The 22,414-nt window shown below is 33.0% G+C and carries 20 protein-coding genes and 1 pseudogene; 3 read left to right on the top strand and 18 right to left on the bottom strand.

Going from position 1 to position 22,414, the window contains the following annotated elements; all coding sequences use genetic code 11:
• Positions 1-38: 38 nt before the first annotated feature.
• From ADIWIN_RS09635 to ADIWIN_RS09620, 4 genes are all read right to left on the bottom strand, one after another.
• Entirely contained in the window at positions 39-2,480 is a 2,442-nt protein-coding gene (locus ADIWIN_RS09635; RefSeq protein ID WP_235047079.1) for a T9SS type B sorting domain-containing protein, read from the bottom strand.
• A gap of 17 nt (positions 2,481-2,497) precedes the next feature.
• Positions 2,498-5,935 (bottom strand): T9SS type B sorting domain-containing protein, encoded by a 3,438-nt coding sequence (locus ADIWIN_RS09630; RefSeq protein WP_020894952.1) that lies wholly within the window; start codon positions 5,933-5,935, stop codon positions 2,498-2,500.
• A gap of 108 nt (positions 5,936-6,043) precedes the next feature.
• Positions 6,044-6,925 (bottom strand): ABC transporter permease, encoded by an 882-nt coding sequence (locus tag ADIWIN_RS09625; RefSeq protein WP_081669559.1) that lies wholly within the window; start codon positions 6,923-6,925, stop codon positions 6,044-6,046.
• Between the two features lie 4 nt (positions 6,926-6,929).
• Positions 6,930-7,826, bottom strand: a complete 897-nt coding sequence (locus ADIWIN_RS09620) for an ABC transporter ATP-binding protein (protein WP_020894950.1) — start codon at positions 7,824-7,826, stop codon at positions 6,930-6,932.
• 216 nt (positions 7,827-8,042) lie between these two features.
• Between ADIWIN_RS09620 and ADIWIN_RS09615 the strand changes: the two genes are divergently transcribed.
• Positions 8,043-9,107, top strand: coding sequence for a hypothetical protein (locus ADIWIN_RS09615; RefSeq protein WP_020894949.1), 1,065 nt, complete (start codon positions 8,043-8,045; stop codon positions 9,105-9,107).
• On the opposite strand, the gene ADIWIN_RS09610 is transcribed toward ADIWIN_RS09615, so the two are convergent.
• The 7 genes from ADIWIN_RS09610 to ADIWIN_RS09585 all read right to left on the bottom strand — a co-directional run bounded on the left by ADIWIN_RS09610 (position 9,104) and on the right by ADIWIN_RS09585 (position 14,582).
• Positions 9,104-9,622 (bottom strand): IS1096 element passenger TnpR family protein, encoded by a 519-nt coding sequence (locus tag ADIWIN_RS09610; RefSeq protein WP_020894948.1) that lies wholly within the window; start codon positions 9,620-9,622, stop codon positions 9,104-9,106. The genes ADIWIN_RS09615 and ADIWIN_RS09610 overlap by 4 nt on opposite strands.
• A 25-nt stretch (positions 9,623-9,647) precedes the next feature.
• Positions 9,648-10,640 carry a COX15/CtaA family protein gene (locus ADIWIN_RS09605; RefSeq protein ID WP_040756867.1) on the bottom strand — a complete coding sequence of 331 codons (993 nt, stop codon included), beginning with the start codon at positions 10,638-10,640 and terminating at the stop codon, positions 9,648-9,650.
• A gap of 64 nt (positions 10,641-10,704) precedes the next feature.
• Positions 10,705-10,815, bottom strand: coding sequence for a four helix bundle protein (locus ADIWIN_RS21920; RefSeq protein WP_316929650.1), 111 nt, complete (start codon positions 10,813-10,815; stop codon positions 10,705-10,707).
• A 19-nt stretch (positions 10,816-10,834) separates the two neighbouring features.
• Positions 10,835-11,068, bottom strand: a complete 234-nt coding sequence (locus tag ADIWIN_RS21915) for a four helix bundle protein (protein ID WP_020894946.1) — start codon at positions 11,066-11,068, stop codon at positions 10,835-10,837.
• Positions 11,069-11,073: 5 nt separating this feature from the next.
• Complete coding sequence (locus tag ADIWIN_RS09595) at positions 11,074-12,510, bottom strand: CCA tRNA nucleotidyltransferase (protein WP_020894945.1); 1,437 nt, start codon at positions 12,508-12,510, stop codon at positions 11,074-11,076.
• Between the two features lie 173 nt (positions 12,511-12,683).
• Positions 12,684-13,388 (bottom strand): nucleotidyltransferase family protein, encoded by a 705-nt coding sequence (locus tag ADIWIN_RS09590; RefSeq protein WP_051155444.1) that lies wholly within the window; start codon positions 13,386-13,388, stop codon positions 12,684-12,686.
• A 3-nt stretch (positions 13,389-13,391) separates the two neighbouring features.
• A complete protein-coding gene (locus ADIWIN_RS09585) occupies positions 13,392-14,582 on the bottom strand; it encodes a UDP-N-acetylglucosamine 4,6-dehydratase (RefSeq protein ID WP_020894943.1) in 1,191 nt (396 codons plus the stop codon).
• A 226-nt stretch (positions 14,583-14,808) separates the two neighbouring features.
• Here ADIWIN_RS09585 and ADIWIN_RS09580 point away from each other — a divergent pair, with 226 nt between their 5' ends.
• Positions 14,809-15,570: a lipopolysaccharide kinase InaA family protein gene (locus ADIWIN_RS09580; protein WP_020894942.1), complete on the top strand. Its 762-nt coding sequence runs from the start codon at positions 14,809-14,811 to the stop codon at positions 15,568-15,570.
• A 3-nt stretch (positions 15,571-15,573) separates the two neighbouring features.
• Here ADIWIN_RS09580 and ADIWIN_RS09575 read toward each other — a convergent pair whose 3' ends face one another.
• Complete coding sequence (locus ADIWIN_RS09575) at positions 15,574-16,332, bottom strand: glycosyltransferase family 2 protein (protein WP_020894941.1); 759 nt, start codon at positions 16,330-16,332, stop codon at positions 15,574-15,576.
• Positions 16,333-16,372: 40 nt separating this feature from the next.
• Here ADIWIN_RS09575 and ADIWIN_RS09570 point away from each other — a divergent pair, with 40 nt between their 5' ends.
• A complete protein-coding gene (locus tag ADIWIN_RS09570; protein WP_040756865.1) occupies positions 16,373-17,197 on the top strand; it encodes a glycosyltransferase family 2 protein in 825 nt (274 codons plus the stop codon).
• On the opposite strand, the gene ADIWIN_RS09565 is transcribed toward ADIWIN_RS09570, so the two are convergent.
• The 6 genes and pseudogenes from ADIWIN_RS09565 to ADIWIN_RS09545 all read right to left on the bottom strand — a co-directional run bounded on the left by ADIWIN_RS09565 (position 17,123) and on the right by ADIWIN_RS09545 (position 22,123).
• Positions 17,123-18,277, bottom strand: a complete 1,155-nt coding sequence (locus ADIWIN_RS09565; RefSeq protein ID WP_020894940.1) for a UDP-N-acetylglucosamine 2-epimerase — start codon at positions 18,275-18,277, stop codon at positions 17,123-17,125. The two genes, ADIWIN_RS09570 and ADIWIN_RS09565, sit on opposite strands and share 75 nt — an antisense overlap.
• Before the next feature lie 29 nt (positions 18,278-18,306).
• The gene (locus ADIWIN_RS21345) at positions 18,307-18,465 is read right to left on the bottom strand and encodes a hypothetical protein (protein WP_020894939.1); all 159 of its coding nucleotides are present in this window, start codon (positions 18,463-18,465) and stop codon (positions 18,307-18,309) included.
• A gap of 209 nt (positions 18,466-18,674) precedes the next feature.
• Positions 18,675-19,247 carry a stealth family protein gene (locus ADIWIN_RS21340; RefSeq protein WP_020894938.1) on the bottom strand — a complete coding sequence of 191 codons (573 nt, stop codon included), beginning with the start codon at positions 19,245-19,247 and terminating at the stop codon, positions 18,675-18,677.
• 49 nt (positions 19,248-19,296) lie between these two features.
• A complete protein-coding gene (locus ADIWIN_RS09555; RefSeq protein WP_040756863.1) occupies positions 19,297-20,166 on the bottom strand; it encodes an ATP-grasp fold amidoligase family protein in 870 nt (289 codons plus the stop codon).
• Between the two features lie 69 nt (positions 20,167-20,235).
• Positions 20,236-21,282, bottom strand: coding sequence for a sugar-transfer associated ATP-grasp domain-containing protein (locus ADIWIN_RS09550; RefSeq protein WP_020894936.1), 1,047 nt, complete (start codon positions 21,280-21,282; stop codon positions 20,236-20,238).
• A gap of 26 nt (positions 21,283-21,308) precedes the next feature.
• A pseudogene (locus ADIWIN_RS09545) lies at positions 21,309-22,123 on the bottom strand (2,3,4,5-tetrahydropyridine-2,6-dicarboxylate N-succinyltransferase).
• Positions 22,124-22,414: the final 291 nt, after the last annotated feature.

The following is a 22,414-nucleotide window of genomic DNA, read 5'->3' as shown; positions in this document are numbered from 1 at the left end:
ATTACGAGATTGGTCAAACGAAAATACAATTTTTAAAATTACCGTTTCAATGAAAAATGATTGGTAAATGTTCGTCCATCTTGAAGTTTAACTTTAAACCAATAATCACTATTTGGCATCATTTCACCATTTAATGTCCCATCCCAACCAACGCTAAGCGGATCGAGTTCTTTTAATAGTTTTCCATAACGGTCAAATATCAATACAGAAGAATTGGATTGAAAAAGAGAAGAAACCCCCTTTACTTGCCAATAATCATTTTTGTCATCGGCATTTGGCGTAAAGAATTTAGGGAAACCAATCACAGAAACTAAGGCGTCTGTAACTCCACAATTATTTTTATCTCTAATGTAAACGGTGTAAAGTCCTGGAGCTACATCTTCAAAAGTCGTGGCATCTTGGTAAGGGCCATTCCTATTATCTAGAGCATATTCATAATCTCCTTCACCACTTACAAAAACAGTAATGGTATTATTTTGAGTGGCATCAATAACTTCAATATTAGTCACTGTAGCACTATTGGAAGGTAGAACTGTAACGGTTCTATCTTTAAAACAACCATTCGTATTAGTAACTCTTACTGTATAAGTTCCCGGTGCATTAATTTCTATGGAAGAAGTGTCTTCTCCAGTTGACCATTCATAATAGTAATTGTTTGGAATATCATCAATAAGTCCACCATTAATTGTTATTGTTTCGGGAAAAAAGTTGAGACAATATTGGGTCTCAAATGTGGTTTCAATATTAGGGAGTCTAAAAACAGTAAGTTCTATTTCGCTAATTCCATAACAGGCATTAACACTTTCTACACGTCCATAAATGGTTTGATTATAAGCCACAGTATTAATAAAAGTGGTGCCAAGTGGATTGCTTTCAATTAAAGCCTCTTCATAAGTTTCATAATATACCACATCTAAATTTGCAGGAGAACCAGCTAATACTTCAGCGTTACTATCACTAAGATTAAATTCCATAAAACCATCCTCAGTGCCATCGGTATCACATAATTGAATACTAGCATTGTTAGTGGCAGTTGTACTAACTTCTAAGGAAATTTCACTAAAATTAATACAGCTAGTACTAGCGTTGGTGACCCTAGCATAAATAATTTGTGGGTTGAAAAAATTATCGAAAGAACTACCGTCAATAGCATTTTCTTGATTCTCAGCATCAATTTGAGAGAGGTAATATTCTATCGTAGAGTTGGGATCTCCTTCTGTAATTTCATCGAATGCCTGAGTAATATTAAATGTTGTAAAACCTTCTGGTATACCATCTTCATCACATTGTATAAGCGCTACATTATTAGCTATTGGTTTTGGATCGACGTTAATATTAAACGATGTGAAACCAATACAGCCAGAATCTAAATCTTCAATTCTAACAAATATTTCAGTTGGAGTAGGAGTGTCAGTCCTATAATTAAGAGGTAGCACTGACGCTAATGTTTCTGCATTTGCTTGACTTAAATGATAGCTAATAGCATAATTGGTACCTGCAATTCCGTCAATAATTTCTTGTGACTTCACATTAAAATCAAAAGTTGAAATACCATTTTGGTCATCTCCATCTAAATCATCATCACAAATGTTATAATCTGAAGTCGCATTAAAGTTGGTGAGTGCCGAAACATTGATATTAAAATCATTAATAATATAACAACCCGTAGTTAAGTTTTCTATTCTGACATATATGGTTTCATTACCAGATGTATTATTAAAAATAGTACCTAAGTCATTTACATTAATGTTGGCATCACTTTCAGATTTGTGATACGTTACCATGACATCTGATTCACCATTGATAATATCTTGAGTTAAAGTGTTGAGGTCAAATTCTGTGATATTATCGTTAAAAGGAGCTGTGGAATCGCAAACATCAATGCTTGGTAAGCTGATTGATGTTGTGTTATCAACTAAAGGATTCGATGGTGCTTCTGGAAAAGAGGCTGTGCCAGTCCATTCTAAAGAAAATGGACTATTACCAATAGGCCTATCAATAACAATAAAATAGCTTTCTCCTGCTAAGACGTCTATGTCACTTACAAAACTATCTCCATCTGCTCCTGGTCCTTCGTCCGGATCTGGATCCGTGGAATTCAGACCTGTTCGATTATTTCCTTGATTAGCAGCAGCAGGATTTGTAGTAGAACAGCGAATGGCTTGTCCAATATTTCCACAGCTTACATTAGGTCCAAAAACGAAGAAGTCATAATCTTCACTAATATTAGAGCTACTCGGAGTCAAAGTAAAAGCTAAAGTACCGGCTGTAGCAATATTAACTTCCAACCAAATGCTGTTATTTTCTTGACTACTGCAAGTATTGGAGTTGTTTAATTCTTGGGTGCCAATACCATTAACATTTAAACTGAAATCAGAATTACCGCAAACCGTTACAGCGAATTGGCAATCATTAGGTTGTTGGGCATAAACTAGAGTACTACAAAAAAAGCAACAAATTAATACAATAGCTTTTTTCATAAAATTAGGGGTATTCATCATCGTTTTAATGTAAAGTGATTTGTAAAGGTGCGTCCGTCTTCTAGAGTTACTTTAAACCAATAATCGCTTGTTGGCATTTTTTCACCATTGAAGGTGCCATCCCAACCAGGGCTTAAAGGGTCGAGCTCTTTTAAAAGTTTACCATATCTATCAAAAATAAATATAGAAGAATTTGCTTGAAAATTATTAGTAATGCCATAAACCTGCCAAAAATCGTTTTTGGTATCATCGTTTGGCGTGAAAAATTTAGGAAAACCGATAACCGAAACTAAATCTTCGGTAATGCCACAATTATTTTTATCACGAACATAAATTGTATACAATCCTGATTCAATATTATTAAAGGTATTACTGTCTTGGTAAGGGCCGTTAATGTCATCAATCGCATATTCATAAACCCCTTCTCCATTAACTATGACGGAAATAGAATTATTTAGTGAAGCATCAACCACTTCAATTTGCGTAATGGAGGCTATATTAGATGCTAAAACAGTAATAGTTCGGTCTTTAAAACAACCATTGGTGTTAGTGATTCTAACACTGTAAGTTCCTGGTGCATTTATTTCAATTGCTGATGTGTTTTCTCCTGTAGACCAATTATAATAGTAGTTACTAGTAGAGTCGTTTATAACACCTCCATTTAACACGATTGTTTCTGGAAAGAAATTTAAACAATAGAACGTTTCAAATTCAGCTTCAATATTTGGTAATTCAAAAACAGTTAATGCTATTTGACTTATACCATAGCAAGCATTGGCATTTTCTACACGTGCGTATATGGTTTGTTGGTAAGGAGTGGTATTGGTATATGTTGAATTAACAGCATTAGTTTCTAATAAGGCATCATCATAAGTTTCATAATACATTATACCGAAATCCAAAGGTGCGTTAGATAACACAGTAGCGTTAGCATCTGTAAGATTAAAAGTCATAAATCCATCTTCGCTGCCGTCTGTATCACATAAAGACAAACTTGCGTCGTTTGATGAAGTTGTACTAACTTCTAAAGTAACTTCACTAATGTTGGCACAGTCAGAATTTGTATTTATTACTCTTGCATATACCGTTTGAGGAGTAAAGTAATTCTCAAAGGCATCGGCATTAATGGGGTTTTCTTCATTTTCTGCATCAGTTTGAGAGCTGTAAAAATCAACACTTGAATTTAATACACCGTCTGTAATCTCACCGATACTATCTTTTAAATTAAAAGTTGTAAAACCTTCCGGAATACCATCTTCATCACATTGAATAATTGTAATATCATTAGCCACAGGAATAGGATTAATTACCACATTAAAAGAAGCTGTATTAAAGCAATCAGTGTTCAATATGTTTTCAACTCTAACAAAAATAGTGTCGTTAATTGCGTTTGTATTCGTGTAATTAAGTGGCAATGCGCTTGTGTTTGTATCTGCATCATCTTGTGATCTATGGAATGTGATATTAACGTTTGTTTCCGATTGAGCTTCTGTAATTGTTGGAATTATATCTTCCAGTGCTATAATTGCAATGCCGTCCATAACATCTCCCACATTATCACAAAACTCAATGTTACTTAGTTCGGTAATTTGAGGGGTATTAAAAACTTCAAGATTAAACGAATTAACGGCATAGCAATTCGTGTTGTTTGCGTTATCTACACGAACAAATATGGTTTGTGGATTAGCTGTATTGGTGTATGGAAACGTCAATTCATTTTCACCAGAGTTAGCATCTTCTGGTGTTTCATAATAACTTACATTATACTCTAAGGGATCTTGAGTTAATAACGCTTCAGTATTTTTAGTCGTAAAATCGAAGCTTGTAAATCCGTCGTTGTCACTACTATCGCAAACGGTAAGATCGGAGAGTGGATTTGCCATAGGGATTTCAAAAACACCAACAACAGCACTACCTGTTATTGGGCATTCACCATTATTCTGTTCAATATAAACTTCATAAAAACCAGGAGTATCCACTAATAATTGGGCTGATGTTTCAGTTAAAGGAACACCATCAAAAGACCATACATAATCTGCGCCAGCAATAGCGTCGGCTTGTAAAGTGTAGGTATCGTTGGTGCATAACTTTAATTCGCTGGTACTAATACCATTTCTAATAATATCAGTTTCAGAATTAAATAACGATTGAATAAAAGGCGGTAACCCAATTGTACTAGTGTTTTGATTTGAACCATTAATATCTAATAATATACCGCGTTCGTTGTAGTTAGCTGCCAATCCATCAGCTTCAGGATTATTAATAATTCCTAAATATTTTGAAATAGTAGGATTGCCATTATAACTTAAATTTGCTCTGTAAATGCGGCGGTCAATCCCTAATTGCAGCGCTCCAGCAGAAACAGTATTAGAGGAGTGAATTATTTGTAACGAATTTGGAATATCATTGTTTTCTAAATCCCATTGTAATATGTGGCTAGCACCATCTCCAGATCCGCCTTCGCTCATCGTAGCGTATACTTTTCTACTTTCAGCAGAAAATTCTACACCATAAGGACTATTTCCGTTTTGCGAACTGTAAAGTTCTAATGGGTTGGTTAACGTTCCGGTTTCATTATTAAAATCGTATAAAAAAACGTTGCCAGGTGCATTGCCGCCTGTAATTGTAGCTTCACCATAGTTTGCAGCAACTAATTTAGAGGCATCAGGAGAGGATTTAATATAGCCTAAAGAATTACGCCTGTAACCTTCAATGGGAACATAAGGACCAACTTCTGAGATAACAGGAGTAGATTGTACGCCATTGATACCAATTCTAAATGCGTAAAATTTATTACCCAAATGTGTAATTACCCAAAATGACGAACAGTCTTCAGCACGTACGGCCGTAATTTTTTCAGAACTTTTATATTGAACTTCTAACGGGATAGACGTATCATAGGTTACTAAATGGATATTCTTTTCTGCAGAATCCACATCTCCTAATCCAGCATTTAAAGTCATATCTATTAATGAATAATTAAAACCATTATTAAAACCGTCATCTTGAGACGGAATAGTTCCTCCTCCTTCATAAGTTCCGGTGTATTGGTTAGGATATGTGCTTGCGTTATTATGATGAGGTTCATCTACGGTAAAAAGATAATACTTATCAGGATCTTCTGGTTTAGGAACAATAAGACCAGATGACGTGCTCGATGGATCTCCTAGAAGCCCTGTGCCACCAAAATAATTGCCATTTGCCATAATTTGGTGATTTCTATTCCAAACGGTTCTTCCATCGGAGTAGAATAACAAATTACCATCGGAATCGGAAATAGAGGTACAGCCTTCTAAAGTGTTTATTTGGCCATTAGTTATTGCGGTTACAGTTCCTGTTTCTGCATTAAACCGTAAACCAGCATTTTGTCCAAAATACCAAAATGATGCTTCACTTTGTGCATAAAGTTGAACACTAGTAATGAGTAGTAATAAAATTAAAAAATTCCTTTTCATAAGAGCATAATGTGGGCAATACACATTAGGCACACAATATAGCAACTAGAACATAAAAAATCCCAAGTTTTAACATTCTATCATTGTAAAGCAATTTTTACAAAGTGATTATAAATCTCTCTTTTTTAATAATAGATAAGATAAAAACACGAATAATGCAGTCCAACCTAAAACGATAGCAATCTCATACCAATGGACAGCATAGTCGTACATAATATCCGTTTTTTCAGGGAATTTAGTCATTACAATGCGTTGTATAGGTTGATTGATAAGGTTGTACATAGATTCTAGCGGTAAAAACCCTTTGACTTTAAACGCTGTTTCTACAGTTCCGGATACATAGACTGCTGCCCAAAACACTAACCATTCTACGATGTAAAGAACTACCAAGAACGCTAAAGCAAATGCAGAACGTTTTACCAGCATTCCAAAAAATAAGCATAGACTGAAGAAACCAACGAGTTTTACAAAATAGGCGAGTAAAAATTCAACTTCTCTAAAAATAATAGTAGCTTCAGTATAACTTGAATAGTACATTCCAATTACAAATGTTGCAATCCCAATAAGTAACGTCGCGCATAAAGAGAAAAATACAATCGTATAGAATTTAGAAAGCACAAACTCTTTCTTACTTAAACCATCAATTAAGTTCTGTTTTAGGGTTTTGTTACTGTATTCGTTACCAATCATGCTAACGACAACTATAGCAAAAAAGAATTTAAAATAGGATGCAAAGAAGGTTGTAATATGCCAAATGATTGGGAAATTAAAAATACCTAACTCACCTAATTCAAGAGTGAAAAAGCCGAAAAAATTTATTTTAATGGATGATAAAATAAGTACAGTAAAGGGTAAAATAAAGGATATAAATATTAAAACTAGACTGACTTTATTAAGCCAAAGTTTTTGAAATTCTATTTTTATAAGACGTAACATATTTGATTGGTTTTGCGCACTCTCAAATGATGAGAATTTTGCTGTTCTTTTGATTGATTTATTGGTTGTCTGTGAGTTGTAAGAATTGCTCTTCTAAACTTTCTTTACGTTTTACGAGGTGTGATAGTAAAATACCTTTGTCAAACATTAATTTATTAAAATCGGAAGCCGACATTGGTTCGTTTAAAAAAGCGGTAATTAATTCTCCTTCAACTTTTATTTTACCAATATTTGAATGTAACTCTAATAGGCCTATAAGTTCTTGATGTTTTTCAGCTTTTAATTCGAAAAAACCATGACTGTTAATCATTTCATCTACACGACCTGCATATAATTTTTCTCCTTTACGAAGGACAACCACATGCGAACATACTTTTTCAACTTCATCCAAAAGGTGAGAAGCCAAAAGAATAGTTGTACCATTAGCAGCAATATCTTTTATAATTTGTCGTATTTGATGAATTCCTTGTGGATCTAAACCATTAGTAGGCTCATCTAGTATTAAAATTTCCGGATCATTAAGTAGGGCAGAAGCGATAGCTAAACGCTGTTTCATTCCTAAAGAATAGGTTCTGAATTTATGGTCTTTTCTATCGAGTAATCCTACAATAGCAAGTTTTTCTTCAATTTTACTTCGATCCACTCCTTTTATACGGCAAACTAATTTTAAATTTTGTTCAGCCGTCATGTATGGATAAAAGTTTGGGCGCTCAATTATTGCTCCAACCTGTTTTAAGGCATCATGGGTCGTCGTATTTCCGTCAAACCAATGAAAATCGCCTTGCGTTTTATTCACCACATTTAAAACAATACCTAAAGTTGTAGATTTACCACTTCCATTAGGGCCTAAAATGCCGTAGACATTGCCTTTATTAATTGTAAAGCTTAAATTTTTAACGGCTGTGAGATAACCGAATTTCTTTGTAAGATTATTGATAGTAAGGATTGGCTCCAAAATGACTGGTTTTTGAGATGCTGAAGTAACTTCAGCAAAAGTTGGTTATACGAATAAGACGAGCGATGCTTTTGTTTGTTACACGAATTTTTATTTTATAATAATTAATCGGACAAAATGATTGATTTAATTCGTTTAGATATCTTTGAAAGATAATTTAATCAAATTTAAAAAGTAACTTTTTATTATTCATTTTAAAACCCTTAAATTTATCCAATGAGTGAGGATTTAAAAATATCAAAACGAAAACCAACATATCCTATTTCTAAAAAATTAGATACGTATTTATCTAAATATAGAAGAAATATAGATTTACCTATTTTTTATTCCGATTTATTACGTTTTCAAGGCTCTGTCGTTGTCTATGATAAAGATGATGTTGATACGTTATGGGTACGTGTATATTACAATGGATTTGAGCGCGAAGAAATTGATGTTAGTTTAAAACAAGTGTACTCAAATTTAATTTCTGATGGTGGTACTAGCATTTTAAAATATCTTAATGTAGATGCCATTGATTTTTGCACGTTTGGAAATTCTAAACCTTTCAGAATAAAAGTGAGGAATATTCTCAACGATAATTTCACTTACTTTTACGTTAAAACAGCTGATGCTTCACGAGTTTATGGATTAGAATTGGAGCAGATGTTATCACCATATCAAATCAATTTTTTGGTTTGTAAGGATACATTGATCGAAGAGCATATTGCAGGTATTCCAGGCGATGAATTTATAAAGAATATGTTGCCAGATTGTAGTTCGTCTGAAAAATCGCAAATAGCTAAAGAGTTTGTAAAGTTTAATGAACGTTGTTTAATACGGCTTCTGGGTGATATGCGTTCTTATAATTATGTGATTGTTCCAACGCACGATTTTGATCATGTGGTTTTTAAAATTAGAGCCATTGACTTTGACCAACAATCTTACGAAGGCAATCTAAAGATTTATAGGCCACAATTTTTTAAAGAAAATTTTAAGATGGTAGAATTGGTACGTGAAAAAATTCAACACGAATCGATAGATCAGTATAAAATTGAGGAACGCTCCATTGTTGCCAAACGAATGATTAGCTACCGCTCGCGCTTAAAAGCATTATTAAGTTGTATGGAAGCAGACGAAATATCTATTCCAAAGCATATTGAAATACTTAAAGAAGATATCTATAATTATACCATGGATTTAAACTTTAGAAAAAGTAAAAATATGGGTGAAGTGCTTAAATATGCTCTTGACTTTGTAAAGCGGAATTATGAGGATGTTACTTTAAACCGATTTAGTTAATTCCAATTTTCATCGAAATCTAAATCACTATAATCATCAATATCTAAGTCATCTTCAAACTCATTATAGTCGTCATCATCTTCTTCAGCTTCAAATGTTTTTTCTGGAGCTTCATCAGGAATTTGGCCATGAACAAACATTAGATTCGGATAATCAGTACCTTCTGCTTCTTCAACGATCTCACCTAATTCGACATAAAACGTCCACATGTTCATAAAATCGTAAAGGTATATGAGACGTGTAGATGCTTCATGAATAATAGAGTTGATAACCGTTTCGTTCATCATCTTTACTTCATTGCCAGCTTCGCTCATGTCCATCATAGCGATTTCTTCACCTTGATTCCACTGTTCATCGCTTACATAAAATGAAGCCATTTCCATACCATCAAATCCAAAAGACTGTGTAATGGTATTGTGTAAATCTTCCATAGTGTCATTTTCGCGTATTTCTATATCGCGGAACACATCATCTTCGGTATCGTTATCTAGGATAATTCTAAATCTATAAATCATGCTGCAAAGTTAAGGGATTTTTTAATTATTTCGTAAAGCGATGTAAGGTAAATGTCATAGCACTTAACAAAATAAATGCACCTACTTGATGCAGTACACCTAACCATACTGGCACTGCTAATAGTAACGTAAAAACTCCTAATAAAAATTGAACACCTACCATTGCTAAGAGTAGGTTAATCCCTTTCTTTTGAAAAGCGGTAAGTGTCATTCTGTTAGCTTTATACCAAATGGCGAGTATAAAAATCACCACGACATAAGCCAAAGTTCTATGCACAAATTGAACACCACTTTTTCCTTCTAAAAAGTTGAGGTAAGTTGGTGTTTGTTCAATATAAACGGTTTCGTGAATCCATTTGCCTTCACTCATTAATGGCCAATGGTTATGAATCCATCCGGCATCTAAACCAGCTACAAAAGCACCATATATAATTTGAAGGATAAGAACGGCTAAACCAATTCTAATAAAATTTCTGAATTTCTTATCGATGACTTTTTTGTCAGGAAACATTAAATCTAAAGCTACCCAAAACGTATAGGCAAAGGTTAAAAAGGCTGTGGTTAAATGCGCTGCTAATCTAAAATGACTCACATTAGGCTCATCTACTAAGCCAGATTTTACCATATACCATCCTAAAAACCCTTGAAAACCTCCTAAAAGAAGTAGCACGACTGATTTTTTTATAATAGATGCTGAAAGGCGTTTTTTGATTAAAAAGTAGATGAAAGGAATTATAAAAACCAAACCAATAAATCGACCAATAACGCGATGAATCCATTCCCAAAAATAGATATCCTTAAATTCTTCTAAACCAAAGTGATTATGAAGTTTTTGATACTCAGGATATTGTTTGTAAAGTTCGAAAGCTTCATTCCATTCCACGTCGTTCATTGGAGGAATAGTTCCTGAAATTAACTTGTAATTTGAAATCGATAAGCCAGAATGTGTCAGTCTAGTGATACCACCAACGATGACCATTATAAAAATTAAAGCGCAACCTGTAAGTAGCCAATAGATGACTGCTTTATTTTCTTTTTTACTTTCAAAGTTTCAAAGTTTTAAAGTTTCAAAGTTTCAAAGTTTAGCCTTTGATTTTTCTGATGAAACTGGTTAACATTCTTTCAATCTCTCTTGTATCGGTATATAGTTTGTTAAAACTAATCTCATTTAAAAATTTCAAATTATAAGAAATCTCTAATTGCGTCTGTAGTTCAAATAAGGAGCTTAGCGCTATGTTTAAAAAATCTTAAGTAATCTTTCTTTCCATCTCTTCCATAGCCTTCAGCGATATTACTTGGTATTGAGGTTGCTGATCTTTTGATTTGAGAGGTTAAAGCGTATAATTCATCAGGAGGAAAAACCTTTACTTCAGTATAAATTTCCGTTACCAAAGCCATTGACTTTTGCCAAACTAAAAGTTGACGATAAGTATGATCGTTTTTCATCTTTGTTACTTTGAATCTTTGCTGCTTTTTAACTCAGCTCGCAATCCTAATGCCTTTCCCTTTTCTAACATCAACTCAAAAGCGGCTTCATGTTCATTAGGAATCTCCCCTTCTAAAATGGCTTCTTTAATCGCTTCTTTTATTATTCCGATTTCTCTTGAAGGTTTTAAGTTGAAGGTTTTCATGATTTCTTCACCTGAAACAGGAGGTTGAAAATTACGAACCTGATCGCGTTCTTCAACTTCAACAATTTTATCTCTTACTTTCTGAAAGTTATTATGATATTTTTTGAATTTTTTTGGATTCTTAGTTGTGATATCGGCTTCACAAAGTGTCATTAGATCTTCAACATAGTCACCAGCATCAAACACCAAACGTCTTACTGCGGCATCTGTAACTTCTGTTGCCAAAACAATTGGTCGAGAACTCATAAATACCATTTTCTGAACAAATTTCATCTTGTCATTCAATGGCATTTTTAAACGTTTAAAAAGTTTATAGACCATTTTAGAGCCTACAAATTCGTGCGCATGGAAGGTCCACCCAATTTTTTTATGAAATTTTTTTGTTGGTGCTTTTCCTATATCGTGCAATAATGCAGCCCAACGTAACCAAAGGTTATCCGTAGTTTTGGCAATATTATCAACCACTTCTAAGGTGTGATAAAAATTATCTTTATGACGTTGGCCTTCAATTTCGTCAATACCTTTTAAGGCTGTTAATTCTGGTAAAATATAATCTAACAATCCTGTTTTTTCTAAATGAATAAATCCAATAGAGGGTGTTTTACTTTCTAAAATTTTGTTGAGTTCAACGACGATGCGCTCGTTGGTAATAATCGTTATGCGCTCTTTATTATCGGTAATTGCTTTAAGAGACGCTTCTTCAATTTTAAAATTTAGCTGTGTTGCAAAACGAATGGCTCGCATCATACGCAATGGGTCATCACTATATGTAATATTAGGATCTAAAGGAGTACGAATTATCTCTTTATCTAAATCACTAAGCCCATTAAACGGATCTAAAAGCTCGCCGAAATTACTTTTATTCAAGCTTAACGCTAAGGCATTAATGGTAAAATCGCGACGGTTTTGATCGTCTTCTAAAGTACCGTTTTCAACAACAGGATTTCTACTGTCTTCATTGTAGCTTTCTTTTCGAGCACCAACAAATTCAATTTCAATATCATCATACTGCAACATGGCAGTTCCGTAAGTTTTAAAAACTTGAACTTTAGGCTGGTTTGGTAAGTTTTTAGCGACTTGTTTTGCTAATTCAATACCACTTCCAACAGCAACCACATCAATATCTTTTGCATTTCCACGTTCTAAAAAATAGTCCCGTACAAAGCCTCCAATAACGTAACTTTCTACCTGCAATTCTTCAGCAGATTGAGTGATATATTTAAAAATAGGGTGTTTTAATCCTTGTTTGTGATTCATAAGATAATTGAAACTACAGATGCTCTATAAATGAATTAAAAAGTAACTGTATTTTTAGCTGTGCAAAGATACGACACGTGACTAATCTTTTAAAATGAATACTGCCCTTTTTAGGGTATAGAAATTAATTTAAGTTTTAGAGATGAAATAGGGTTCAAGAAAAAAGTAATGAACTAAAACTTTAAATGTTTAATGTCTTGTTGTGCTTTTTCAAAATCTTCAGGTTTTCCAATATCTAACCAGTAATTTAAAATAGGGTAATTGACAATTTTTTTCCGCTTAGCCAATAAGATTTCAATTAAGTCTGTGGCATCAAAAAAGTTGTTTTCCGGAATAAAGTCGAAACACTCCTTTTTAAAGATATAAATACCAGCATTAGAATAATAAGTGTAAGACGGTTTTTCTTTTAAATCGGTAACAAAACCGGCTTTCGTATCAACAACTCCATGTGGAATATTCACTTTATAAGGTATCGTTGCGATTAAAGCATCTCCTTTTTTTGAAATAAAATCATTAAAAATCGCTTCGAAATTTACATTAGTGAGTAAATCTGCATTCATCACTAATATATAATCATTATTAAAACGCTCTATAAGTTTTAAAGCACCAATAGTCCCTAAAGACTTTGATTCTTTTATGAAATTAAAATTAATTTGATGTTTATTGTTTTCTTTAAAATAAGTTATAATCTGATCACTCAAATAATTGACAGTGATATTTATATGCTTAATTCCTGAAACTGCAAGGTGATCTGTGTTATATTCAATTATGGGTTTATTCCCTATTTTTAAAAGCGGTTTTGGAGTGTTTAGGGTTAGTGGCATTAAACGCTCTCCTTTACCACCAGCCATGATTACAACATCTATCTTATTGTGCATCAGTTACATTTTATGATCTAAAAATTTACCCGTTTCTTTATGGTTAAAGTTCGGTAATATTTTATAAAATAGTTGGGTTAAATCTTCTTTTGTCCAAGATTGTTTTGCCTTGAGTGCTTTTATTGCTTTTGAAAATTTATCGAGTTCATTGACGTTATCCATTACGTGTTCGTTGTTAATAATACCAATGGCATTAAAATGTTTTACGTCTATGGTATCTTCTTCTGTAAAGAATTCTTCACAATCTTTTTCGCCTGTGGTATCACTTTTTGTCAATAAATAAGGCCATTTTCCTGCTCTAGGTAAGGTTTTGGCTAATTGCCTAGCTTCGTTTTCGTTATCGCACAAATAAGGTTCGTAACCAAGTGCTGTAATGTATTTTATAGCAATGTCTGAGAAACTAGTGAGGTTTAGATTTTTATTGAGTTGTGGGAACAATATATCATTATTCTCACCAAAAATGCACGACATTAAGCACAGTTCTCCGGATTCTTTAGGTGTTATAAAATATCGTTTTATATCGCTTGGCGCTACAATAGGTTGTTGTTTTTTAATCCGTTGTTCAAAGCTATGTAACAAAGAGCCATCGGAAAATGCCACATTCGCAAAACGCACCATAGAAATAGTGAGGTCTTTGCTTTTTTGCATTAGAAAAAGTTCCATAATACGTTTTGAAGCTCCCATCATGTTCACCGGGTTGGTAGCTTTATCTGTAGAGACACAGAAATATTTTTTTACACGATGAGCTATGGATTGTTCAATGGTTTTTTTAGTATTCAAAATATTCACATCAATCATTCGCATTAATGTAAAAGCGTCTTCTTCACTTCGTACGTGTTTTAATGCCGAAAGGTTTAAAACATAATCGTAATTACCGTCTGAAGCAATAAATGCATCATATGCAATAGAGCCAATATCTAAGGCAAAGGTTTTAAAATCACCATCGATATATCCAAATGAGCTTCTGATATCTCTTACTAATTCAACCAAATTATTTTCACTAATATCTACGATGTGAAGTTTCTTAGGTTGACGCTTGAAAATTTCTTTAGTAACGGCTTGACCAATTGTGCCAGCACCACCAAGGACTAGAAATTTTGAAGAAGAAACAATCTTTTTTAATGCATCAGTATGCAACTCTACATCGTGTGCGAATAACTCGTTTTTTCTACCAATAAGGTCTAACAGCTGCATTTAAAGTTTTATTTATTGTAAATTTAAGATAATGATTTTATAATTGGAGGCAATAACAATGGGAGTTATTAAAACGGCTAGTTTTAAAGTAAAAATAGCCATTTCGATTTAACTTATAAATACAGAATAGAATATAAAAATATGATTATTTTTGTCAATTAAAGTGACATATAATAACACGTAAAACAAGTGGTTAAACGGTTTAATAATCGTTGACTATATCTTTGTGAATAAAACAAAAAACATACACGATAATTTTAAGCAACATGAAGCGTTTCTAGACGATATCATTACCAACTATGATTCTAAAGGCGAAGATTATGGCAATCAAAAAAGAAATTCTTTAAAACTTTTTAAACTTGAAGGCAAGACACTCAACGTAAAGTCTTTTAGAATACCCAATATCGTTAATCAGATTGCTTATCGTTTTTTTCGAAAAAGTAAAGCGCAACGCTCTTTTGAATATGCAAAAGAACTTCAGAAATTGGGTGTAGGAACTCCACAGCCTGTTGCATATTATGACTATAAATCGCGTTTTTTGTTTAATAGGAGTTACTATATTTCTGAGCAATTAGAATGTGATTTAACCTATAGAGAACTACTTACGGATTTTAATTATCCTAAGTATGAGTCTATATTAAGAGCGTTTACAAGATTTACGTTTCAGTTGCATGAAAAAGGGATTATGTTTCTAGATCATTCTCCAGGAAATACATTGATCACTGTTGATAATGATTCGTATGAGTTTTATCTTGTTGATTTAAACCGAATGAAATTTTTGCCAATGGATTTTAGTGCGAGAATGAAAAATTTCGCAAGATTATCTAAATACAAACACATGGTAGAAATTATGAGTGATGAATATGCAAAATGTTATGGGAAACCATACGATGTCATATTCAATGCAATGTGGGAGGAAGTGCAAGGATTTAGATCAAAAATAAGACGTAAAAAGAAGATGAAGAAGCTATTTAAGTTTTGGAAATAGTTACTATTTTTCTTTATAAAGCGCTCTTAGTTTAGAGTATTTTAGAAATGTAATATTCGCTGTTTGTACGGCAATCACATAGCCGTTAAATCCATCTAAAATACCTAACCTTAAAACATAAGTTTTAAAAAAGGCCCAAGCCGGATTCCAAATAATTTTCCAGATAGGAGCTTTCTTTCCTAAATCATAGTAGGCTTTGGCGGCAATAGTTGAAAAATATTCTGTCTTTAGGTTAAACTCCGAATACGTTTGATAGGTTTTATGTAAGATATCACCTTTTAAATGTCCGGATTCGGCTTTAGCGTCGTGTAGTTGCACATTATCGTGCGGGTTAATACCTTTCCATTCAGCAGACCGTCTATCAAAAATGCGCAATTTTTTATTGGGATACCAATCGGAATGCTTAATCCATTGCCCACAAAAGTTATTGAAACGATTGGCATAATATCCATCAAATTTCCAATTCGATTTGAGGTCAATTATGGATTGCTGTAATTTATCAGATAAGGCCTCGTCACCATCTAGTGATACGATGTGGTCGTTACTAGCTTGTGATAATGCAAAATTCTTTTGTTCTATATAACCTAAGAATTCTTGTTCAATAAATTTGACGTTAAACCGTTCGCAAATAGCTTTGGTCGTATCTGTAGAAAATGAATCCACAACAATAATTTCATCCACCACATTAACTAGAGATTGCAAACATTGTTCAATGTTGCGTTCTTCATTAAAAGTGATAATGACTCCAGACAGTTTTAGCATGTTGTTGATTTCAATGCCGTAAAAATAGTATTTTTGCTAAATGCAATCTAATCTACAAGCCACAATAATTGTAAGCACGTTTAATAAGCCAGAATGGCTTCAATTGGTATTACTTAGTTTTGATCTTCAAACGACCAAGAATTTTGAAATTATTGTTGCAGATGATGGCTCAGACGAAAAAACTAAAGCCGTTGTAGACCAGTTTTCTAAGCGCACAGATTTGAAGGTCATTCACGTTTGGCAAGAGGATGATGGATTCCAGAAAACCAAAATCTTAAATAAAGCGATTGTGGCTTCAAACGCTGATTATTTAATTTTCACAGATGGAGATTGTATTGCGCGTAAAGATTTTGTTGAAACGCATTTAAAATTAAGTCAATTAAAACATGCGTTATCTGGTGGCTATTTTAAGTTGTCAAATGATGTTTCGATTAAAATAAATGATCAAGTTGTTAGAAATCAACACTGTTTTGAAAAAGATTGGCTTATTGCTGAAGGGCAGCCAAAGACTTTTAAAATGAATAAGTTGACAAAATCAAAAACAAAAGCCTCATTTTTAAATTCTGTAACTCCAACGAAGGCCACTTTTGACGGTATGAATGTATCGTGTTGGAAAAGCGATATTCTAGCAGTTAATGGGTTTGATGAACGGATGAAGTATGGAGGAGAGGATAGGGAAGTAGGTGAGCGAATGATGCATAATGGTGTTCGGTTTTTGCAGATTCGTTATAGCGCCATTTGTGTTCACTTACATCATGAACGACCATATAAAAATGAAGAAGCCTTAATATTAAACAAGCAGGTTAGGCAACATACTAAGCGAGAGAAATCGACTTATACCCAATATGGTATTAAAAAGGATTAAATTATTTTTTAAAGTGTAAGGCTTAGAATAACTCTTCAATGTAAAATAGCCCAAGCGTTTTCTAATTTTATACTTACGTATTAGATTGAGAGGTTTGTTTTTTAAATGACTTTTATCGTCGTGTAGAAAAGATATACAAGCTTCAACAACACGTTTGCTCGATTTTCCATCAAAATACGGATGTAATTGATTAATAAATGTATCAATATTTGTAAGCAACTTTTCAGGATAATTTAGAGCCTCATCAAAAGCGCTTTCAATAGCATTTGCGTCCTCAATATTTATTAAATAGTCATGATTAAACGTATGTCTATAAGTGACTACAGGTTTTTGTTGAAGTAAAAACTCTTGAATCGCAGATGTTGTATCAGCAAACATAATATCGGCCTTTTTAAACAGAGGAGCTAAATCGGTAGTGTCATAATAGGTAAAGTGATTGCTGTTTAAACTTTTCCATTTGTCTTTTATTTCACTAGGCAACTTAGGGTGTAGTACCATTATAAAATTATACTTTCCTGAGGTGGCTAATTGTTGGATGGTTTTAAAAACGTCATTATGAAGTGCCAAACTTAAGCGTTTGCTAAATGTAGAAGCAATCATTATAGTTGGCAAGCTGTTTTTTTCTTGTTCAACAATAGGGAACAAAGGATCTACCTTACTCCAGCCTGTTTCTTTAACTTCAAAATATTGGTGTTTTTCTTGAAGTAATTTAAAGACAGAAGTCGTTGAAGGTCCTTGCGTACAGTATAAATCGAAAAAACCACGTAATCTAAAATGGGCAAATTTATTATTTCCCTCTGGTCGTTTTTGAGCATTAAAGCCATGAAAAATTTGGACCTTCAAACCCGAAATAAAATCAGGAACATCATTGGTTGCCGCCAGTACAATATCAGGCTCATAATTTACAACACTTTTAATAGTATCTAAGACATTGTTTTTTCCTTGTAATGCCGTTTTAGTATTGTCAAGGTCGCTAAACCACATCACGGTATCTCCTCTGCTTAAAATTTCTTTTTCCAAAGGAGTCCCTATAGGTAAAGCATAACTATAAGATATATATATTAAAAATTTATAATGCATTCTACTTTTTTCTTTATTCCTGTTAGTGTTTAGCGCATACGTTTTTCTAACCAACCTAAAATATAATCTAAGATGTGTGGAGGACTACGATCTAAACTTTGAAGTCCTAAGAATAATTTCCCTTTAGACTTTACATTCAATTTGAATCGATACCAATACAACGGTTTTTTATACGATCTAAAATACATCAGTTGTAAATCACTTTTAAAGTAACAGGTCTTATTTTTTATTTCTAAATGATTTGCTAAGCCTTGAGGCGTAAACTGACTTGTTTTTCTAAAACGATGTTTAATGTTTTCTATAAGTACGTTTTCGTTGGCATTAAAATAGGTTTCAAATGTCGATTTCCTTAATGGGTGAGGAGTGTGCTTAAAGTTGTAATACTTGTTAAAGCCCGCTAATTTAGCTGCGTTTTGTTGAATAGATTTATGTCCAACTCTAGGTTTTTTAAATTTTTATAGAAAATATCTTTATCAAACTTTAGCCATTTCCCTCTTAAAACAGGAAGTCCATTTTTAAAGAAATCACTTGGTTTAGTCTCATTTATTAAAAAGAAGTCATCATTCATATAAATAAAGTGCTCTGCTAAATCTGGAATTCTGTACAAACAGGTTTCAATTGGTCTACAATTAAAAGTAGGTAGGTACTCTTCAAAGCCTTTAAAGACCACCTTGTGATCTACGATAGAAACTTTATTATAAGTGTCTTCTTTATTGTTTTTTAAAAAATCTGGTGTTTGATTATCTGTTATAATATGAATATTTCTAATATATGGAGCATACTTTAAAATTGAATCAATGGTGAACTTAATTTCATTGACTTGGTCATAACGCGTTCTAAATTTTTCGGAATTAATTTTAGTTTTATCTTCTAAAAAAGGTAGCATTTTGGCTTTATGGTGCTCATCATTACCATCTACCCAAAGAATTACGGCATCAATAGCATGTTGGTCAGCAGTATTATTCGTCATAATTTAAGTTCGAATATGGTAAACATTAGCTTTAAATATTTAATCGAAGTTAATCTATTTTAGTAATAGCTTGTTGTCCGCTTTCTAATTTAGGGAGTATAATGTAATCTCCTATAATTTTATTGTATTCCTCAGGAATAAAATCTTTTCTTCCATCAGATGGATAAAACGTCATTTCTCCAAAAATAGTTTTGCCTTCTATAGAATAAAAATCAACACGAACAAACGGGAAGTTTCCGGCTAAAATTTCAGCAAATTTTTTCATTTCTTCTAAATTTACAGGTTTTTTTATATCTGAAGAAATACTCTTTTCAAGAGAAACATACCTATATGGTAAGGGTTTAAAATCGAAATCATAAAAGCCTCTTTTATGATTGTCAGCTCTATCTAAGTGTACTTCTAAAAACTTAGCCGTTCCGCTAAAACAATAAAATTTATAATCGATAAGCGAATTCTCTTCATCGTTTTTTAAAAATTTCTCAACGATTAATCTTGGTGGTACATCTTTATAAGCCCATTCTTGCCCAATTCGGTAATATTGATTTTTATTCAGCCATTTACGAAATGACTTAAGTGCTTTTTCCTTATTTAGATTTGTTTTGTCTGTAACAATTAAATTATGACTGCTGGTATGTGTGGCTTTTACCACAAATTTAGCTGGAAACTCATCAAAAGGAATGTCTTCTGGTTTATCATAAACACCGTAAATATCGTTTAGATATTGTGCGCCGATTTTTTCTTCAACATATGCTCTTACAGCATATTTATCAACTAATTGAGTTAGAATTTTTGGGTGATAAAACACCTTCATCCATTGCAATTTTGCATTAAATTCAATAGGGTTTTCTAAATCTAATTTTTTACCAGTATAAAATTCATATGATATAGGCGTGTAAATTTTGGGCGGTAAAGAACGCATTTTTCGCAAGTGCCTTAAGAAGAATCGACGTATTTTACTTGGCATTATAGTGATGATTAAAAATTAAAATTAAGATTGTTGTGTTTGTTTCCAAAGATTAGACCAATTCAAATCCTTAAAACATGGTCCTGTTGTGGCTTCACTAAGTTTTATTCCATTATTAATTCCGTTGACCTCTATAACTTGAACTTTTTCTGAAGTATCTACCGTTAAATCCCAACCTAAACATCCCATAAAAGGAATAACACGATGCATTTCTATAGCCTTATCGACACATTTACTGAAATGAGGAATCGTTTTTTGATGGAATGAAACATTGCTATCTGGATGTTTATCTACTTGAAGCCAATTCATATAACCTACTGAATGAAATTCACCAGTATTAATATCTATCGGAATACTTATAGCAGAGTTAGACATGATATGGGTATCTTTAGTACGACCAAATCTAATATAAGATGCTCTTGCAGAAATATTTCCTAGCTCGTCTGACACAGTTGTAACCCGAATTGTAGCCACAGAATTATCTGCAAATTCAGAAAAGAAAGGGTGCTGTTTTATAAATTTTTGAAAAACACTATTTCCACACTTGTTTGAAATATAGGTAGAAGGATCGAAATTATTTTTGTCAAGAATATAAACCCCTTTACCACGTTTAGAATTCTCTAGTTTAAAAACTATTTTATCTTGCTTTTCAAAAAGGTAATCTTTAACGGCCATTGGGTCGATAATTTTACTATCTGGACTACAAAATTTACCATTAATAAAATAGGCGACGTCTAATGATTCCATGCTAGAAAGTAGGAATGGAGTAATAAAGTTTCTGTCTGCAACTTTTCCATAATCTCCATTTAACCTTGGTACGACTTCTTTAGCATAATAATTGTCCGGAATCCATCCGGCATCAAAGCGATTCTGAATAGCAGAATACACATATAACCATGGAGCATAAGCTTTATTTCCTAATACTTCTGTTGCATATTCATTTGATAATTTTCGGAATTTTGGACTAACCTTACCGTTATAGCTTTCAATTATTTTGAGCGCCTTTAATGCACGACCGTTTGATCTTTTAAGTTTAAAATGCCAATATATATCATGCTTAAGTTGCTCCATATTTAATTCAAATTAGGTATTAATTTTTAAACCGCAACATCATATTCACGCAAAGCATCATTTAAAGATGTTTTTTGTTTGTACTTTCTTTACGCTTACCAATAATTAAAGCACAAGGTACTTGAAATTCGCCAGCAGCAAACTTTTTAGTATAACTTCCAGGAATAACAACAGAACGCGCAGGTACAACACCTTTAGTTTCTACAGGTTCGTCTCCGGTAACATCAATGATTTTTGTACTCATGGTTAAAACGACATTAGCACCTAAAACAGCTTCTTTTTCTACACGTACACCTTCAACAACAATACAACGAGAACCTATAAACGCACCATCTTCAATAATAACAGGAGCGGCTTGTAATGGCTCTAAAACTCCACCAATACCAACACCTCCAGAAAGGTGAACATTTTTACCAATTTGTGCACAACTACCAACAGTTGCCCATGTGTCTACCATGGTTCCTTCATCTACATAAGCACCAATATTTACATAACTTGGCATTAAAATAGTACCAGAAGAAATATAAGCTCCATGTCTTGCTACCGCATTCGGAACAACTCTAATTCCTTTAGATGCATAACCGCGTTTCAGTGGGATTTTATCATGATATTCAAAAATACCAACCTCAAAAGTTTCCATTTTCTGAATCGGGAAATATAAAACAACTGCTTTCTTTACCCATTCGTTTACTTGCCATCCATCAGCTGTTGGTTCTGCAACACGTAACGTACCGGCATCAACAAGATCTATGACGCTTCTAATAGCATCGATAGTTACTTGGTTAGTTAATAAGGAGCGGTCGTCCCATGCATTTTCTATTACAGATTGTAGTTGTTTCATGTGTGTCTTTTTAATGTTTTTAAATAGGGCACATGTTATTCGCTATTAATTATTCTATGGAATAATAGTGCTTTTTTAACATGCTCGTGTTATATCGTTCGATAGTATTTAGACATCAAAGATACTTTTATAATGACTGAAGCTAAAATACTTTTTCAAAAAAAATGTGACCTTTTAAATAATTTAGTGTCTTAATAATAATTAAAGCTTTGATATTGCTTATAAATATCTTAGAATTTAATTAATAGCTAATTTCGAAAACTCCTCTCCCCGTATATTGAGGAGTTTTCT

Origin of the sequence: Winogradskyella psychrotolerans RS-3, from assembly GCF_000427335.1 — a bacterium.
Classification (GTDB): Bacteria; Bacteroidota; Bacteroidia; order Flavobacteriales; family Flavobacteriaceae; genus Winogradskyella; species Winogradskyella psychrotolerans.
This window is presented reverse-complemented; position numbering and strand designations above follow the sequence as displayed.